Consider the following 17,779-nt stretch of genomic DNA (forward strand, 5'->3'; position numbering starts at 1 on the left):
CTGTGTCCACCGCGCCCGATCCCGTGCCGCGCCCGCTCGATCACCTCGCATTGTGCGGGGCGGATGGCGATGCGGCGCTGACCTTGCGCGAGGGCACGCTTAGCTGGAAGGACTTAAGAAGCCGTGTCGCGCAGCTTGCGGGCTGGCTGGATGCGTTGGGGCTGGAACCGGGCGCGCGGGTGGCGACATGGGCGGCCAAGGGCGAAGTGACCTGCCTGATGCCGCTGGCAGCGGCGCGCGCGGGTCTTGTCCACGTGCCTATCAATCCTCTGCTCAAGCGGGCGCAGGTAAACCATATTCTCACCGATTGCGTGGCCCGCCTGCTGATCGGCACGCCTGCGCGGCTTGCCACGCTGGAAAGCGGCGACTTGCCCGCCGGGTGCCGCGTGGTGGAGGAAGCCGCGGCATTGGCCGCTGCGTATGCGGACGGGCGCGAACTGCCGCCATCTGCCGCCGATCCGGCCGATCTGGCCGCTATCCTCTACACCAGCGGATCGACCGGACGTCCCAAGGGCGTGATGCTCAGCCATGCGAATATGTGGCTGGGGGCGGTCAGCGTGGCGCATTATCTGGGGCTGGCGGCGGATGATGTGACACTGGCCGTGCTGCCGCTCAGCTTCGATTACGGGCAGAACCAGCTTCTTTCCACTTGGGTGGCGGGCGGCTGCGCCGTGCCGCTCGATTACCTCCTGCCGCGCGATGTGGTGAAGGCCTGCGCGCGGCATGGCGTCACCACGCTCGCCGCTGTGCCGCCCTTGTGGGTGCAGGTGCTGGAGGCGGATTGGCCGGCCGGATCGGTCGCACCGCTACGCCGCCTGACGAATAGCGGCGGCGCGCTGACGCCTGATCTGGTGCGCCGTCTGCGCGCCACCTTCCCGCAGGCGCGGCTGTTTGCCATGTATGGCCTGACCGAAGCCTTCCGCTCGACCTTTCTCGATCCCGCGCTGATCGACAGCCATCCCACTTCGATGGGCAAGGCGATCCCCTTTGCCGAGATTCTGGTGGTGAACGATGCGGGCGACATCGCCGCCGCTGGCGAGGAGGGTGAACTGGTGCATTGCGGGCCATTGGTAGCGCAGGGCTATTGGAACGATCCTGTGCGCACGGCGGAGCGCTTTCGCCCCGCGCCCGCAGTCTCTCGCTATGGCGGGATGGCGGTATGGTCGGGCGACCGGGTGGTGTGCGATGCTTCAGGGCTGCTCTATTTCGTGGGCCGACGCGATGCGATGATCAAGAGCGCGGGGAACCGCATTAGCCCGTCGGAGGTCGAGGAAGCGGCGCTTGCCACCGGCCTTGCGGTGGAGGCGGCGGCATTGGGCGTTGCGGATGATCGGCTGGGGCAGGCGATCTGGCTGTTCGTGCGCGGCCCCGGCGATGCAGAAGGCTTGCGCAACGCGCTGCGCCATGATCTGCCCGGCTTCATGCAGCCGCACATGATCCGCTATCTTGACGCCATGCCGCTTGGCCCCAACGGCAAGATCGACCGCGCCGCGCTGGCGCAGATGGCGCAGGGCGAGGGGGCGCAATGAAGCCGCTGGGCCCGATCCCCCCCGGCTTTGCCGCGCTGGATGGCGAACTGGCGATTGGCGGGCGCAAGGTGTGCGCGCTGGTGAAGGAAGCGGGCGGGACGCCGCTGTTTGTCTATTCGCGCGCGCTGATTGACGCGCGGATGGCGGCCCTGCGCGCCGCCATGCCCGCGCGGCTGAAGATACATTACGCAATGAAGGCCAATCCCTTTGCGCCGCTGCTCGAACATATGGCCGACCTGGTCGATGGCCTCGACATTGCATCGGGCGGGGAACTGGCGATGGCGCGGGCGGCGGGGTTCACCCCGCGCGAGATCAGCTTTGCCGGGCCGGGCAAGACCGATGCCGAATTGACCGCCGCGATCCGGCAGGGCGTCACGATCAATCTGGAATCGGCAGGGGAGGCGCGCCGGGCACTGGCGCTGGGCACCGCGCTCGGCGTGACCCCGCGCCTTGCCATTCGCGTAAACCCGGATTTCGAGCTGCGCGGATCGGGTATGAAAATGGGCGGCGGGGCCAAGCCCTTTGGCGTGGACGAGGGCGCGGTTGCGCCGCTGGCGCGCGAGATCATTGCGGCAGGCGCGGTATGGCGCGGCTTGCACATCTATACCGGCAGTCAGGCGCTGGATGCGGGCGCGGTGATCGAGATGCAGGGCAATGTGCTGGATGTGGCCGCGCGTCTGACGCAGGCCATCGGTGCGCCGTTGGTGCATCTCAACATGGGCGGTGGCTTTGGCATCCCCTATTTCGACAAGGATCAGCCGCTCGATATCGCCGCCGTCGGTGCGGCGCTGCAAGAGCGGTTTGCGAGCCTGCTGCCCGAACTGCAGGACACGGAAATTGCGATAGAACTGGGCCGCTTTCTGGTGGGTGAGGCGGGCGTTTATCTGACCCGCATTGTTGATCGCAAGGAAAGCCACGGGCAGGTTTTCCTCGTCTGCGACGGGGGGCTGCACCACCAATTGGCGGCCAGCGGCAATTTCGGCACGGTGGTGCGGCGCAATTATCCGCTCGCCATTGCGACACGCTTTGATGCACTGGCAGAGGAGGAGGCGAGCGTGGTGGGTTGCCTGTGCACCCCGCTCGACCGGCTGGCGGAGCAAGCGCAGCTGCCCCGCGCCGATGTGGGCGATCTGGTGGCGGTGTTCTGCGCCGGGGCCTATGGCGCCAGCGCCAGCCCTTCTGCCTTTCTGGGGCAGGGGCCGGCGCGCGAAATGCTGGTTTAAGCTCTTCACCGGGCAGCGTCCCCTTTCGGGACAGCACCCCGAAAATCCCGCAAATCAGGGAGTTTCGCGGCCAAGGCTAACGCAATGTTCACCCTTTTTGCCCAGTGTGCACGCTGGATCCGCGGGCTGTGGAACCGTGGCGGGTTTTTCCCGTCACCGCTTCTGTTGCCCGAACACTTTTGAGGACGCGCGCAATGCGAAGGAACAGAATTGCCTCCCTGCTGGCCGCCGGTGCCACCGCATCGCTTGTGCTGTCGGGATGCGCCAGCCCCGGCGCCGCGCCGCGCCTTGCGCCTGCCACCTTTGTCGCCATGCAGGAAGGGCCGGGCGAGGAATATGTGATCGGCCCGCTCGACGAACTTACCATCCATGTCTGGCGCAATGACGAACTGGGCGCCGAAGTGCAGGTGCGCCCCGATGGCCGCATCACCACGCCGCTGGTGGCCGATATGCCCGCCGTGGGCAAGACGCCTACCATGCTGGCCGAGGATATCCGTCTGCAACTGAGCCAATACATCGCCGATCCGCTGGTGACGGTGATCGTCAACAAGTTTGCCGGCACATTCAGCCAGCAGGTGCGCATTGTGGGCGCGACCGAACAGCCCGCCTCCTTGCCTTACCGGGCCAATATGACGCTGCTCGACGCGATGATCGCCGTGGGCGGCCTGTCCGAATTTGCCGCGGGCAACCGCGCACGCCTGATCCGGTTTGATCGCACCACCGGGCGTCAGCAGGAATATGGCCTGCGCCTCAACGATCTGCTGCGCCGGGGGCAGAGCGAGGCGAATGTGATGCTGATGCCGGGGGATGTGATCATCATACCCGAAAGTATGTTCTGACAGGGAGCCACGGGCGTTGAACCTCCTCCTTGAAGAAGTGCGCGCGGCGATCTGGTCGGTCTGGAACCGGCGCTGGCTGGCGCTGGGCATTGCCTGGGCGGTGTGCCTGGCCGGGTGGCTGGCCGTGGCGCTGATCCCCAATTCCTATGCTTCGGAAGCGCGCATATTCGTGCAGCTCGATGATGTGCTGGCCGAACAGATCGGCATCGGCACCGCCAGCCGCCAGCGCAGGATCGAGCGCGTGCGCCAGACATTGGTGAGCTCGGTCAATCTGGAGAAGGTGGTTCGCTCCACGTCGCTGGGCGACGGAATTACCAATGCCAGCGACATGGAACGCGCGGTGGAAGCCTTGACCAAGGACATCAAGGTTACCGCCGAAGGCGAAAATAGGTTCGAAATCACCGCCAGCAGCGGTCGGCGCAGCCTGAGCGACAGCGAGAACGCGCAATTGGCGCAGACCATCGTGCAGCGCATGATCGACATCTTCCGCGAGGAAAATCTCGGCGGCGCACGCGGTGACATGGCCAGTTCGATCGATTTCATCAACGAACAGCTCGCCCAGCGCCAGCGCGAATTGGAAGAGGCCGAGCAGCGCCGGCTGGAATTCGAAGCGCTGCATCCCGAGCTGATTGGCGGCACGGCCGCGCTTCAGCAAAGCCTGAATGCCTCACGCGCGGAATTGCGCAGTATCGAGGCGGATCTGGCGGCGGCGGAAAGTGCGCTGGCCGCGATCGACGGGCAGATTGCCAGCACCCCGCGCACGCTGCTGACTGCCGAAGGCGGCGGGCCACGTGTCTTGCTGGCTCAAGCTGAAGCGACGCTGAGTCAATACCGCGCGCAGGGCCTCACCGATCAGCACCCTGACGTCGTCACCATTACCCGGCAGATCGCCACCCTGCGCGAGCGGGCCGCGGCGGATAACGGCGCATCCGGGACACAGAATCCCGCCTACACATCGCTTGTCACCATGCGGGCGCAGCGGCTTGCCGCGGTGCAGGCGTTGCAATCGCGCGCGGCGGCGCTGCGGGCGGAAATCTCCTCGGTCATGGCAAGCCAGTCGCGCGAACCGGGCGTTTCGGCCGAAGCGCAGCGCATCAGCCGCGATTACGAAGTGCTGCGCACCCAGTATGAAGAATTGCTGCGCGACCGCGAACAATTGCGCCTGCGCGGGCAGGTGGAGACCGAGCGCAGCGCGGTGCAGTTCGAAGTGGTCGATCCGCCGTCCACCCCGCGCAAGCCTGCCGCGCCCAACCGGCCGCTGCTCTTGTTCGCTGTCCTGATTCTGGGCCTGGGCGCGGGCGCGGGCACAGCCTTCGCGCTCAGCAAGCTCGGCTCGACCTTCTCCACCGCCAGCCAGTTGGAGCGGACATTCGACCTGCCCGTGATCGGCACGGTGAGCCATGCGCTGACGGTGGCGGGCAAGGAACTGGCGGCGCGCCGGATGAAATATTTTGCCGCCGCATCGGGCGGGCTGGGCGTTGTCTTCGTGGTTCTGCTGGGCCTCGAAATCGCGCAGCGCGGGCTGATGGCGTGAGGGGGACCAGATGACCGAACACAGCAAGATCCCTCTGCCCGGCAGCCCTGGCGAGGCGGGCGAATCCGGCGGCAAGTCGCTGTTCGAGCGGGCCGAGGGCCTGATCGGAAAGTCCGGCTTCGCCCCCGCACCCGTTCCGCGCGAACTGGCCCCGCCGGTCAACCGGCCCTTGAACAACAAGGGCGCGCGCCGCGCCGTGCCGGAGACGGGCGAACCTGTGCCAGCATACCCGGCGGCTGACCCTGTCGCAGTTGCCGCCGCACCACAGGCAGAGGCCCCGCCTGCCGCCGCTGCCGAGCCGCCGGCCCCGCGCATCGAGCTTACCCGCCGCCGCGGCGTGATCGACCGCGAAAGGCTTGCCTATAACGGGCTTATCAATCCCGAAGGCCCGGTGACCGCGCTGCTGGAGGAATTCCGCATCGTGAAGCGCCAATTGCTCAAAGCGGTGCGCGCCGGCGCGGATGGCCCGCACGCCGATCTTGCGCAGCGCATCCTGGTGTGTTCGCCGCTGCCCAATGAAGGCAAGACCTTCTGCGCCACCAATCTGGCGCTGGCACTGGCGACCGAGCGCGATTGCGAAGTCGTGCTGGTGGACGCTGATGTGGCCAAGCCCTCGATCCTGTCGCTGCTGGGCCTGCCCAAGGGGCCGGGGCTGATGGATGCGCTGGCCAATCCCGCCATTGCCATCGAGGACTGCGTCATCGCCACCGACATTGCGGGGCTGTCTGTGCTGCCCGCCGGCAACCCGACCCACGCCGACAGCGAATATCTTGCCAGCGCGCGCACCGGCGAGGTGTTGGCGCGGCTGACGCAGGGCGCGCCCGAACGCGTGCTGATTTTCGATTCCCCGCCCGCTCTCGCCGCTTCGCCCGCCGCCGATCTGGCCCATCATGTGGGGCAGGCGGTGGTTGTCACCCGTGCCGACAAGACCGGGCAGAGCGCGCTGGAAGATGCGCTGACGCTGCTGTCCAGCTGCCCCGACATCAAGCTGCTTCTGAACGATGCCCGTTTCAGTCCCAGCGGGCGCCGCTTCGGCTCTTACTATGGATATGGAGGCTAGGATGCCCCGACCCTTCGCCCCCCGCCTGTTGGCGGCCACCTCTTTCGCGCTCAGCCTGGCGGCGCCCGGGCCCGCCTTTGCGCAAGCCGCGGTGTCGGCTGGCGGTGAAACCAGCGGTTCTGCGCGTGGTCAATCGTCGCGCTATGTCAATGTGCAGCCCTATATCGAAGCGGCGCAGGTGCTCACCGCCGAGCTTTCGCCGGGTGACGATGTGGTGACCTATACAAGGCTTGCGGCCGGGGTGGATACCGGCTTTGCCGGACGCAACAGCGCCGGCTCGCTCTCGCTGCGGTATGAGCGCCGGATCGGCTATGGCGATGTCGAGGATGGCGACGCCATCAGCGGCATTGCTCGCACATCGCTGGCGCTGGTGCCGCGCCGCCTGACGCTGGAGGCAGGCGGCCTTGCCGCGCGCACCCGCGTGGAAAGCGGCGGCTCCACCTCGCTGGGTGGGTTCGATGTGGACGACAGTTCCACCAGCCAGGTCTATTCGGTCTATGCCGGGCCTTCGCTGCAAACCAATATCGATCAGCTGGAAGTGACCGCCGGCTACCGCATCGGCTATACCCGCGTGGAAGCGCCCGATGCGGTGGTGCTGGCGCCGGGCGATCAGCCGGTGGATATATTCGATTCCAGCCTCAGCCAGCAGGCCGCCGCGCGCGCTGGTTTCGCGCCGGGCACGGTGCTGCCGATTGGCGTGGGTGTGGGCGGCGGTTGGAACCGGCAGGACGTCTCCAACCTCGATCAGCGGCTGGATGACCGCTATGTGCGCGGTGATGTGACCGTGCCGTTGTCCCCCACCTTGGCGCTTGTTGGTGGTGTGGGTTACGAGGATGTGCAGGTTTCCGCGCGCGATGCGGTGCGCGATGGGGATGGTGATCCGGTGGTCGGCCCCGATGGCCGCTTTGTGACTGACAAAGCCAGCCCGCGCACTATCGCCTATGAGACCGATGGCTTGATCTGGGATGCGGGCGTGATGTGGCGGCCCAGCAGCCGCACCTCGCTCACCGCCACGGTGGGCCGGCGCTATGGCTCGATGAGCTATACCGGCTCTATCTCCTATGCGCCCAATCCGCGCACCAGCGTCAATATTGGCGCCTATGACACGATCAACAGCTTTGGCGGCGTGCTGGTGGACAATCTGTCCAACCTGCCGACCGAATTCCAGGCCTTCCGCAATTTGCTGACCGGCGATCTGGGCGGCTGTGTGGCGGCGCTGGAGGGCGGTTCCTGCGCGCTGGGCAATCTGGGCTCGCTGCGCAGCGCGGTGTTCCGCAGCCGGGGCGTGGTGGGATCGATCGCGCGCGGGACGGGGCGCACCAGCTATGGCGTGGCAGCAGGGTATGACCAGCGGCGTTATATCGCCGCCGCCGGAAGCGCGCTTGCGAATGTGGATGGCCTGCTCGACGAAACGATCTGGATCGGCGCCTATGCCAGCCAGCAGCTTGACCAGGCATCGGGCATTTCCGCAAATGCCTATGCCAATTGGTTCGATAGCGGGTTCGACAGCCAGGGCCAGGGCATGGGGTATTCCGCCGCGCTTGCCTATTACCGCCAGCTTATCCGCGGCCTGACCGGCACCGCAGCCGTGGGCGTCGATGGCGTCACCCGCGAAGCCTTGCCCGATTACACCAATGCCAGCGCCCTTGTCGGCCTGCGCTATTCCTTTTGACGGATCCGAGGGAGCCGATCCATGTTTGATGATTTCTATGGCCTGACCGGAAAGCCCTTCCAGCTTACCCCCGATCCGGAATTCTATTTCCGCTCGGTCACGCATCGCAAGGCGCTGTCCTATCTGGGATATGGTCTGGCGCAGGGCGAAGGCTTCATCGTCATCACCGGCGAGGTTGGCGCGGGCAAATCCACGCTGGTTGCCCACATGATGGCCAATATCGACCCCGCGCAGGTGACCGTGGCGCAGATCGTCACCAGCAAGCTGGATGGCGAGGAGATCGTGCACGTGGTGGCGCAGGCCTTTGGCCTCGACATCGAAGGGCATGACAAGGCCAGCGCGCTGGGCGCGATCGAGGCGCTGCTGCATGACGAGGCGCGGGCAGGCCGGCGCTGCCTGCTGGTGGTGGACGAAGCGCAGAACCTTGCCGTTTCCGCGCTGGAGGAGCTGCGGATGCTCTCCAACTTCCAGCTGGGCAACCATCCGCTGCTGCAAACGCTGCTGCTGGGCCAGCCCGAATTCCGCACGACGCTGCAAAGTCACCCCGATCTGGAGCAGCTGCGCCAGCGCGTGATCGCTGCGCACCATCTGGAACCGATGCAGAAGGGCGAGATCGAACCCTATATCGTGCACCGTCTGGAAAAGGTCGGCTGGCAAGGCAACCCCGCCTTCGACCAGCGCGTCTTTGCCGAATTGTTCGAAGCGAGCGGCGGCGTGCCGCGCCGGGTGAACCAGATTGCCAACCGCCTGCTGTTGCTGGGCGCGGTGGAAGAACGCAGCCGCATCGATGCCGCCATGCTGCAGTCGGTGCTGGACGAAATGGCAGGCGAGCGCGCCTTTCCGGTGGCTGCCCCGCAGCCGCTGCGCCAGCCGGTGCCCGCGCCCGAAGCTGCACGGGCTGTTGAAGCCGATGGTGTTCCTGCCCCCGCCACAGGGGTTGACGCGCAGGTGCTCGACACCTTGCTGGCCGAACGCGACGCGCAGATTGCCGAACTGCAACAGGCCGTAATCGAAATGGCCAATCAGCAGGATGAGGCGGTGGCGCAGGCGATCCAGCCCGAAATCCGTGCGCTTGAGGAACAGATTGCCCGGCTCGAAGCGCGCAATTTCGAGCAGGAGCGCACGATCCGCCAGACGCTGACCATGCTGATCGAATGGATCGAAGGCGAAATGGACGAAAGCAAGGCTGCCTGAAGGAGCGCTTCGCGGTGAATGCGGTGACCATCCGTGAACGGGCTGATGCGCAAAGCCGCATCGTCAACGGCCTGTCGGTCGATGTCGAGGACTGGTTCCAGGTCGGCGCGTTCGAGGATGTGATCGAGCGCGGCGACTGGGCCGGGCTGGATGACCGGGTGGAGCGCAATGTCCATGGCATTCTCGACCTGTTTGACGAGGCGGGGGCCAGCGCCACCTTCTTCACGCTGGGCTGGGTGGCACAGCGCCACGCGCCCTTGCTGCGAGAAGTTGCCGCGCGCGGGCACGAAGTCGCAAGCCACGGCTGGGATCATACGCGCGTCTTCAAGCTGACCCCGGCGGAATTTGCCGAGGATATCGCACGCGCCCGCAAGGCGATCGAGGACGCCACAGGCTTGCCTGTCACCGGCTACCGCGCGCCAAGCTTTTCCATCGATCACCGCACGCCCTGGGCCTTTGCCGAGCTGGTGGAGCAGGGATATGCCTATTCCAGCAGCGTCGCGCCGGTGGCGCATGACCATTACGGATGGGCCGACGCGCCGCGCTTTGCCTTTCGCCCGCTGCCCTGGGCCGATCTGGTGGAGATACCCGTCACCACCGCGATGTTCGGGGGCAAGCGGCTGGCGGCGGGCGGCGGCGGATTTTTTCGCGTGCTGCCTTATGCCTTTTCGCGCTGGGCCATCCGGCAGGTGAACCGCACTGATGGGCGGCCGGCGATCTTCTATTTCCACCCGTGGGAAATAGATCCCGGCCAGCCGCGCGTGGCGGGCGCGCCGCTGAAATCGCGGCTGCGCCATTACACCAATCTGGACAAGATGGCGCCCAAGCTGCGCCAGCTGATCCACGAATTTGCCTGGGGCCGCATGGATGTGCTGGCGCACCGCGAAAAGGCGCTGCTGCAAGCGCGCGCGGCATGAATGCGCCATTCGCCACGGATGCGGCCTCGGCACGGGCGCTGGCCTTGCGGGGGGCGGATCTGCGCGATCCTGCCGAAGTGGCGCGGATTGATGCCTTTGTGGCGGAAACGGGCGGCAGCGTGTTTCACCGCCCCGCCTGGCTGCTGGCAGTGGAGCGCGGCACGGGCAACGCCGCGCATGGTTTGCTGGCAGAACGTGGCGGATCGATAGCCGGCTTTTTGCCGCTGAACGCCATTCACTCCCCGCTGTTCGGCCGGATGCTGGCCGCCAGCGGTTTTGCGGTCGAAGGCGGGATTTTGGCGCGCGATCACAGCGCCGCACGGGCGCTGGCGGGCGGGGTGGAAGAATTGGCGCAGCGCCTCTCCTGCTCCACGGTGGAATTGCGCGGCGGGCCGGTGCCCGCAGGCTGGCATCTGCGCAGCGAAAGCCATTGCGGTTTCGTCGCGCCGCTTGCCGCCGATGAGGAGGCGCAGCTCCTTGCCATCCCGCGCAAGCAGCGCGCCGAGGTGCGGCGCGGGCTGGGCCATGCGATGCAGGTGACGACGGGACGGGCAGAGCGGGACAGGGCGGCGCATTACGCGGTTTATGCCGAAAGCGTGCGCAATCTGGGCACGCCGGTTTTTCCGCGCAGCCTGTTCGATGCGGTGCTGGACGCGCTGGATGCCGATATCCTGACCGTGTGGAAGGATGGCGTGCCGCTTTCGAGCGTGCTCTCGCTGTATCACGGCGGCGCGGTGATGCCCTATTGGGGCGGCGGCACGGCGGCGGCGCGGCACTGGCGCGCCAATGACGTGATGTATTTTGCGCTGATGAACCACGCCCGCGCGCGCGGCTGCGACCGGTTCGATTTCGGGCGCAGCAAGACAGGCAGCGGCGCCTATCACTTCAAGCGCAATTGGGGGTTTGCGCCGCATCCGCTCAGCTATGGTGTATGGACCGCGCCGGGCCATACGCCGCGCGATGCCGATCCCACCAGCGCGAAGCACGCCGCGCGCATTGCCCTGTGGAAGCGTCTGCCGCTGGCGCTGGCGAACCGGCTTGGCCCGCTGATCGCGCGCGGGTTGGGGTAAGGCGTGATGCAAGGTAGCGACGAGATCCTTTTTCTGGCGCACCGGTTGCCGTTTCCGCCCGATCGCGGCGACCGCATCCGTTCGGCCCATGTCCTGCGTGCGCTGGCGCAGATTGCGCCGGTGCATATCGGCTGTTTCGTGGATGCGAAGGCAGACCGCGCGCATGAAGGCGAAGTGGCCTCCTTGGCTGCATCGGCCTGCGTGGTTACGCGCCGCAAGCCCCTGCCGCTGGCCGGGGTTGAAGCGATGGTCAAGGGTGAGCCGGTCAGCCTTGCGGCCTATGCCCATTCCGGCCTGTCCCGCTGGGTGGAGGGCAAGCTGGCAAGCGGTCGCATTGGCGCTGTCTATGTCTTTTCCGGCCAGATGGGCCAGTTCGTGCCGCCATCGTGGAAAGGGCGGCTGGTGGTCGATCTGTGCGATGTCGATTCGGCCAAGTTCGAAGCCTATGCCCGCGATACGCGCGGCCCGATGGCGGTGATCCATGCCCGCGAAGCCCGCTTGCTGGCTAAGGTGGAGGCGGGGCTTGCCGCCCGTGCGAACCACACGCTGTTGATCAGTGCACAGGAAGCGGCGCTCTTTGAGTCCCGCGCGCCGCAGGCCCGTTCCATCCGGGTGATGGGCAATGGCATAGATGCCGATCACTTCGCGCCCGGCCGGGTGAAAGCCGCGCCCGCCATGCAGGGGGCAGGGCCGCATCTGCTGTTCACCGGGCAGATGGATTACCCGCCCAATATTGCCGCTGCCAGCCGCATGGCACGGCAGATCCTGCCGCTGGTTCAGCGCGCTTCGCCGGGCGCGCAGTTTCACATTGCGGGCCGCTCGCCGGCGCCGGAAGTGCGGGCGCTGGGCAGCTTGCCCGGCTGCACCGTGCACGGCGCGGTGCCCGATATGCGCCCCTTTCTGGCAGGGGCGGATATCGTGGTCGCGCCGCTTGCCATTGCGCGCGGCGTGCAGAACAAGGTGCTGGAAGCCATGGCGATGGCGCGGCCCGTGGTTTTGAGCGAGGGGGCCGCCACCGGCATTCCGGCGCGCAATGGCGAGCATTTTGCCATTGGCGGCGATGATGCGGATTTCGCCGCGCAGATCCAAACCCTGCTGACCGATCGCGCCTTTGCCCGCGCCATGGGCGATGCCGCGCGCCGCTTTGTGGTGGAGCGGCAGTCCTGGCCTGCCATGCTGGCCGATCTGCCGTGCCTGCTGGATATTCCGCCGCAGGAGGCGCGCAATGCCGCTTGATCTTGCCCTGCCGCGCCGCGCACGATTGACCGAGGCGATTGCCCCGCACTGGCGCCGCCCGCTGCTGCATCTGGCGCTGGCTTGGGCGTTCCTGCTGCTGATGTTTGCCCATGTGGTGGCCGATATGGCGCGCCAGTTCTGGGACAGTTCGACCTATAACCACATCCTGTTCGTGCCGTTCATCATCGGCTGGCTGGTGCATATGCGCAGCCCCGAATTGGTAAAGGTGACGCCGCAAGCCTGGTGGCCGGGCCTGATCGGCGTCGCGGGCGCGCTGTTCCTGTGGCTGCTGGGCGATCTGACGGGCCTGGCGCTGGCGACGCATCTGGCGCTGGTGCTGGCGCTGCAGGCAAGCGCCATCACCCTGCTGGGCGTGCGGGTAACGGCGGCGCTGCTGTTTCCCATTTCCTATATGCTGTTCCTCGTCCCCTTTGGCGACGAGCTGGTGCCCGCGCTCCAGATGATTACCGCCGATCTCACCATCGCGCTGGTGCACTTCAGCGGGATTCCGGCGGTGATCGACGGGGTGTTCATCGATACGCCGATCGGCCTGTTCGAAGTGGCCGAGGCCTGTTCGGGCGTGAAGTTCCTTGTGGCGATGGTGGCGCTGGGCACGCTGGCGGCCCATGTCTGCTTTGTCAGCTGGTGGCGGCGCGCAGGCTTCATGGCAGCCGCCGTGATCCTGCCGATCATCGCCAACGGGGTGCGGGCGTGGGGCACGATCTATATCGCGCAGTCGCAGGGGATCGAATTTGCCGTGGGCTTCGATCACATCTTCTACGGCTGGGTGTTCTTCGCATTGGTTATGGGCCTGCTGTTGGCGATGGCCTGGCCGTTCTTCGACCGCCCACGCGATGACCGTTTCATTGATGGGCAGGCGATTGCCGACTGGCCGCTACTCGCCCCGATCGAACGCTTTCGCGCCAGCGGGGCGGTGTGCCTTGGCGTGATTGCCGCGCTGTTTGCCGGCATTGCCGCCTGGTCGATCAGCGCGCGCACGGTGGAGGCCGAAATCCCCGCGCAGATCACCTTGCCTGCGGTGCCCGGCTGGCAGCAGGTGCAAGCCGCGCCCGGCCTGTGGTGGGAACCGCGTGCAGGCGGCGCGGATCACCGGCTGCTCGCCTTCTATCAGGATTCCGAAGGGGCGCGTGTCGATGTGTTCTACGCGCTCTATGCCGCGCAGGATGAAGGGCGCGAGGCGGGATCGTTCGGGCAAGGGGCGCTGATGCCCGATACCGACTGGCGCTGGCATTCGCCCGGCCCCGATTTCGCCATGGGGCTGTCCGACCGCTTGCAGGCGTTTTCCGATACGCAGCGCCTGGCACTCACGCTCTACCGCCACCGCGACCTGACCACAGGCAGCGTGGCGCGGCTGAAACTGTCCAATATCCGCGACCGGCTGACTTTCGACCCGCATCCCACCATCACGCTCATTCTTTCCGCCCCTGAAGGCGGCCCCGTGCCGGCAGAGGAGGCGTTGCGCCGTTTCCTGGCGGCGACGGGCGACGCCGACGCTGGCATTGGCGAATGGATGGACCGCGTGGCGCAGCTTCCCTAAGGCGCTGAACCATGTGCGGAATTGCAGGCCTCTTTCATTGCGGCACAATCAAGCCGGTCGATCCCGCCCGCGTGGCGCGGATGTGCGATGCACTGGCGCATCGCGGCCCGGATGGATCGGGCGTGTGGACGGCTCCCGGTGTGGGGCTGGGCCATCGCCGCCTTTCCATTATCGACCTTGCCGGCTCCCCCCAGCCGATGCATTCCGCCGATGATCGCCATGTCATCAGCTTCAATGGCGAGATCTACAATTACCGCGAACTGCGGCGCGAGCTGGAAGGGCTGGGTGCCGAGTTCCGCACATCGGGCGATACCGAGGTTATTCTGGCCGCCTATCAGCGCTGGGGCACCGATTGCGTGAGCCGCTTCAACGGGATGTTCGCCTTTGCCATATATGACAAGGCCGAGCGCACGCTGTTTCTGGCGCGCGACCGGTTCGGGGTGAAGCCGCTGTTCACCGCGCTGCTGTCCGACGGGTCGTTGGCCTTTGCCAGCGAGCTGAAAGGCCTGCTTGCCCATCCGTTGCTGCGGCGCGAGGTCGATCCGCTGGGGATCGAGGATTACATGGCCTTTGGCTATGTCCCCGATCACCGCTCCATCCTCAGGGGCGTGGACAAGCTGCCGGCGGGCCACTGGCAATTGCTGCACCATGATGCCCCGCCTGCGCCGCCGCAGCAATATTGGGACATCTCCTTTGCGGAGCGGCGCCGCGGCAAGCCGCGCGATCTGGAGGCCGAACTGCTGCATCACCTGCGCGAGGCGGTGACCAGCCGCATGGTGGCCGATGTGCCGCTGGGCGCCTTCCTGTCGGGCGGGGTGGACAGCTCCAGCGTGGTGGCGATGATGGCCGAGGCGAGCGCCGCGCCGGTCAACACCTGTTCCATCGGCTTTGATGTCGCGGAAGTGGACGAAACCGGATATGCCGCCGAAGTCGCGCGCCTGTTCGGCACCAACCACGCCGCACGCACCGTCAGCGCCGACCAGTTCGACGCGATCGACCAGCTTGCGGCCATGTTCGATGAACCCTTTGCCGATGCCAGCGCGCTGGCAACCTGGCGCGTGTGCCAGCTTGCGCGGGAAGGCGTAACGGTGGCTTTGTCGGGCGATGGCGCGGACGAGGCGCTGGCGGGATACCGGCGGCAGGTATTCCACCATCACGAGGAGCGTGTGCGGCGACTGCTGCCAGCCAGGCTGCGTTCCGGTGTGCTCGGCCCCTTGGGCGAGGCATGGCCCAAGGCGGATTGGGCACCGCGTCCGCTGCGCTTCAAATCGACGCTGCAAGCGCTCGCCGGATCGGCTGCGCAAGGATACGCTCGCGCACTCTCCAGCGTGCCGCCCGAAGTGCGCCTGCCGCTGTATTCTGCGTCCTTTCGCGGCATCCTTGACGATTACCGCGCGGAGGATGCGGTGGTGCGCCTGATGGAGAACGCGCCCGCCCGTTCGGGCCTCGATGCCGCGCAATATGCCGATCTGAAGTTCTGGCTGCCGGGCGATATTCTCACCAAGGTGGATCGCACCAGCATGGCGGTGAGCCTGGAGGCGCGCGAGCCGCTGCTCGATCACCGTCTGGTGGAATTTGCCGCCAGCCTGCCCGAAGGACTGCGGGTGAAGGGGCGGCAAGGCAAGTGGCTGTTGAAGAAGGCAATGGAGCGGCATTTGCCCGAACACATCCTCTACCGGCCCAAACAAGGCTTTGTGACGCCGATCGCGCAATGGCTGCGCGGGCCGCTGGCGGACGAAGCGCGCGGCGTGGCAAGCGGTTCGGCACTGGCGCGCACCGGGTGGTTCGACAAGACGGTGCTGAGCGGCTTGGCCGAGGCGCATATTTCCGGACGAAGCGACCATTCGCGGCTGCTGTGGCAGCTTATCATGCTCGACAAGTCGCTGGCGCGTTTGGGCGTCGTCTAGCCGTCTTCGCCGTGGCCCAGCGCCATGTAATCGGCGCTCTGCATTTCCATCAGCCGGCTGACTGTGCGTTCAAACTCGAACGCGCCGTCACCCTTGGGATAGAGCGCGGCGGGCTCCACTGCGGCGCTGGCGAACAGCTTCACGCGGTTTTCGTACAGCGCGTCGATCAGCGTGACGAAGCGGGCCGCCTCGTTGCGCATATCTGGCCCCAATTGCGGGATGCCGACCAGTATGACGGTGTGATAGGCCTGCGCGATGGCGAGGTAGTCCGCCGCGCCGCGCGCTTCCCCGCATAGTCGCTTGAAGCTGAACACGGCCACACCCTTCAGGCTCTTGGGCACGTGCAGTGTCCGCCCGCCGCCCACATCCAGCTCGGCGCTGGGGACGTGGGCGGCATCTTCGGGTGCAAAGTCGGTGAGGCGAAAGAACAATTCGCGCAGTTGCGCCGTGGCCGCATCGCCCAGCGGTGCGTGCCAGCTTGCCATTCCGCCAATCCGGTCGAGCCGGTAATCGACAGGGCCGTTGAGTTCCACCACGTCCAGCCGTTCGCCAATCAGGTCAATGAATGGCAGGAACAACTCGCGGTTGATGCCGTCCTTGTAGAGGTCTTGCGGAGGGCGGTTGCTTGTTGTGACAACGGTGACGCCGTGATCCACAATCAGCGCGCGGAACAGCCGGCTCATGATCATGGCATCGGCCGAATTGTTGACCACCATCTCGTCAAAGGCAAGACAACGCAGACCGGCGGCGATGGCAGCGGCGACCGGGGGAATGGGGTCGCCAGTCTCACCCCTTCGCGCATCGCGCAGCCGCGCGTGCACTTCCTGCATGAAGGCATGGAAATGCACGCGGCGCTTGGCGGCAGCGGGCAGGGCAAGCGTATCGTGGAACAGATCCATCAGCATGGATTTGCCGCGCCCCACGCCGCCCCAAAGATAGGCGCCGCGCACCCCTTGCGGCGTCGCGGAACCAACCAGCCGCTTGAACAAACCGGGCGTGGCGGCGGGCTTTTCCAGCCCGGCCTGCACCTGCGCCAGCACTTCGACAGCGGCACGTTGCCCTGCATCCGGGCGCAATTCGCCCGATGCCAGCAGTGCTTCGTACCGGGAAATCAGGCCCGACAGGTCAGGCCTGCCGTTCGGCCTGCAGCTTCTTGATCTCGGCAATGGCGCGCGCGGGACTCAGGCCCTTGGGGCAGACATTGGCGCAGTTCATGATGGTATGGCAGCGATAGAGGCGGAAGGGATCCTCCAGCTCGTCCAGCCGTTCACCCGTCATCTCGTCGCGGCTGTCGGCCAGCCAGCGATAGGCCTGAAGCAGGATCGCCGGGCCAAGGAACTTGTCGCTGTTCCACCAATAGCTGGGACAGGCGGTCGAGCAGCAGGCGCACAGAATGCATTCGTAAAGGCCGTCGAGCTTTTCGCGCTGTTCGGGCGATTGCAGGCGCTCCTTGCCGCTGGGCGTGGTGGACACCGTCTGCAGCCAGGGGCGGATGCTGGCATATTGGGCGTAGAAATTGGTGAAATCGGGCACCAGATCCTTGATGACCTGCATATGCGGCAGGGGGGTGATGCGCACTTCGCCCGGCAGATCCTCGATCGCGGTGGTGCAGGCAAGGCCGTTCTTGCCGTTCATGTTCATCGCACACGAACCGCAGATTCCTTCGCGGCAGGAACGGCGGAAGGTCAGCGTGGGGTCGATCTCGTTCTTGATCTTGAACAGCGCGTCCAGCACCATCGGCCCGCAATTGTCCAGATCGATCTCGAACGTGTCGTAACGCGGGTTCTGCCCGTCATCCGGGTTCCAGCGATAGATGCGGAAACGTTTCACCCGCGCAGCGCCCTCGGCCTTGTGAACCGTGCCGTTGCCATTGATCTTGCTGTTCTTCGGAAGGGTGAAGGTTGCCATTGCGATGCTTTCTCCAATCCCCGCCCATTTAGGTGAGAGACGCCTTGCCAGCAACCCCGCTTTCGGGGAAGTTCCCCCGGAAAGGATACGGCAGAAGGTCCATTGTGGCGCTGCCGGCGGGGGTCGCTAGAA

Annotated in this window: 14 protein-coding genes; 12 read left to right on the top strand and 2 right to left on the bottom strand. The window is 66.1% G+C overall.

The window, feature by feature from the left end:
* The first annotated feature begins 2 nt into the window (after window positions 1-2).
* The 12 genes from WFP44_RS02980 (at window position 3) to WFP44_RS03035 (ending at window position 15,739) form a co-directional block, all read left to right on the top strand.
* The gene (locus tag WFP44_RS02980) at window positions 3-1,529 is read left to right on the top strand and encodes an acyl-CoA ligase (AMP-forming), exosortase A system-associated (protein ID WP_336924867.1); all 1,527 of its coding nucleotides are present in this window, start codon (window positions 3-5) and stop codon (window positions 1,527-1,529) included.
* On the top strand, window positions 1,526-2,752 hold the full coding sequence (locus WFP44_RS02985) for a pyridoxal-dependent decarboxylase, exosortase A system-associated (RefSeq protein WP_336924868.1): 1,227 nt from the start codon (window positions 1,526-1,528) through the stop codon (window positions 2,750-2,752). The genes WFP44_RS02980 and WFP44_RS02985 overlap by 4 nt, the downstream gene beginning before the upstream one ends.
* Window positions 2,753-2,946: 194 nt before the next feature.
* Window positions 2,947-3,591 carry an XrtA/PEP-CTERM system exopolysaccharide export protein gene (locus tag WFP44_RS02990; protein ID WP_336924869.1) on the top strand — a complete coding sequence of 215 codons (645 nt, stop codon included), beginning with the start codon at window positions 2,947-2,949 and terminating at the stop codon, window positions 3,589-3,591.
* Between the two features lie 16 nt (window positions 3,592-3,607).
* A complete protein-coding gene (locus WFP44_RS02995; protein ID WP_336924870.1) occupies window positions 3,608-5,125 on the top strand; it encodes an XrtA system polysaccharide chain length determinant in 1,518 nt (505 codons plus the stop codon).
* Between the two features lie 10 nt (window positions 5,126-5,135).
* Window positions 5,136-6,185 carry a P-loop NTPase family protein gene (locus WFP44_RS03000; RefSeq protein ID WP_336924871.1) on the top strand — a complete coding sequence of 350 codons (1,050 nt, stop codon included), beginning with the start codon at window positions 5,136-5,138 and terminating at the stop codon, window positions 6,183-6,185.
* A gap of 1 nt (window position 6,186) precedes the next feature.
* Window positions 6,187-7,857: a preprotein translocase subunit YajC gene (locus tag WFP44_RS03005; RefSeq protein WP_336924872.1), complete on the top strand. Its 1,671-nt coding sequence runs from the start codon at window positions 6,187-6,189 to the stop codon at window positions 7,855-7,857.
* A 21-nt stretch (window positions 7,858-7,878) separates the two neighbouring features.
* The gene (locus WFP44_RS03010; protein ID WP_336924873.1) at window positions 7,879-9,051 is read left to right on the top strand and encodes an XrtA/PEP-CTERM system-associated ATPase; all 1,173 of its coding nucleotides are present in this window, start codon (window positions 7,879-7,881) and stop codon (window positions 9,049-9,051) included.
* Window positions 9,052-9,065: 14 nt separating this feature from the next.
* Entirely contained in the window at window positions 9,066-9,968 is a 903-nt protein-coding gene (locus WFP44_RS03015; RefSeq protein WP_336924874.1) for an XrtA system polysaccharide deacetylase, read from the top strand.
* Window positions 9,965-11,038, top strand: a complete 1,074-nt coding sequence (locus WFP44_RS03020) for a FemAB family XrtA/PEP-CTERM system-associated protein (RefSeq protein ID WP_336924875.1) — start codon at window positions 9,965-9,967, stop codon at window positions 11,036-11,038. The genes WFP44_RS03015 and WFP44_RS03020 overlap by 4 nt, the downstream gene beginning before the upstream one ends.
* Window positions 11,039-11,044: 6 nt before the next feature.
* Complete coding sequence (locus WFP44_RS03025) at window positions 11,045-12,274, top strand: TIGR03087 family PEP-CTERM/XrtA system glycosyltransferase (RefSeq protein WP_336925035.1); 1,230 nt, start codon at window positions 11,045-11,047, stop codon at window positions 12,272-12,274.
* Window positions 12,264-13,832 (top strand): exosortase A, encoded by a 1,569-nt coding sequence (gene xrtA / locus WFP44_RS03030; protein ID WP_336924876.1) that lies wholly within the window; start codon window positions 12,264-12,266, stop codon window positions 13,830-13,832. The genes WFP44_RS03025 and xrtA overlap by 11 nt, the downstream gene beginning before the upstream one ends.
* Before the next feature lie 11 nt (window positions 13,833-13,843).
* Window positions 13,844-15,739, top strand: a complete 1,896-nt coding sequence (locus WFP44_RS03035) for an XrtA/PEP-CTERM system amidotransferase (RefSeq protein ID WP_336924877.1) — start codon at window positions 13,844-13,846, stop codon at window positions 15,737-15,739.
* On the opposite strand, the gene zapE is transcribed toward WFP44_RS03035, so the two are convergent.
* Together zapE and WFP44_RS03045 are read right to left on the bottom strand one after the other, a co-directional pair.
* Entirely contained in the window at window positions 15,736-16,863 is a 1,128-nt protein-coding gene (gene zapE, locus WFP44_RS03040; protein ID WP_336925036.1) for a cell division protein ZapE, read from the bottom strand. The genes WFP44_RS03035 and zapE overlap by 4 nt on opposite strands.
* A 1-nt stretch (window position 16,864) precedes the next feature.
* A complete protein-coding gene (locus tag WFP44_RS03045) occupies window positions 16,865-17,647 on the bottom strand; it encodes a succinate dehydrogenase iron-sulfur subunit (RefSeq protein ID WP_336924878.1) in 783 nt (260 codons plus the stop codon).
* Window positions 17,648-17,779: the final 132 nt, after the last annotated feature.

This window comes from Alteraurantiacibacter palmitatis (assembly GCF_037154115.1).
GTDB lineage: Bacteria > Pseudomonadota > Alphaproteobacteria > Sphingomonadales > Sphingomonadaceae > Alteraurantiacibacter > Alteraurantiacibacter palmitatis.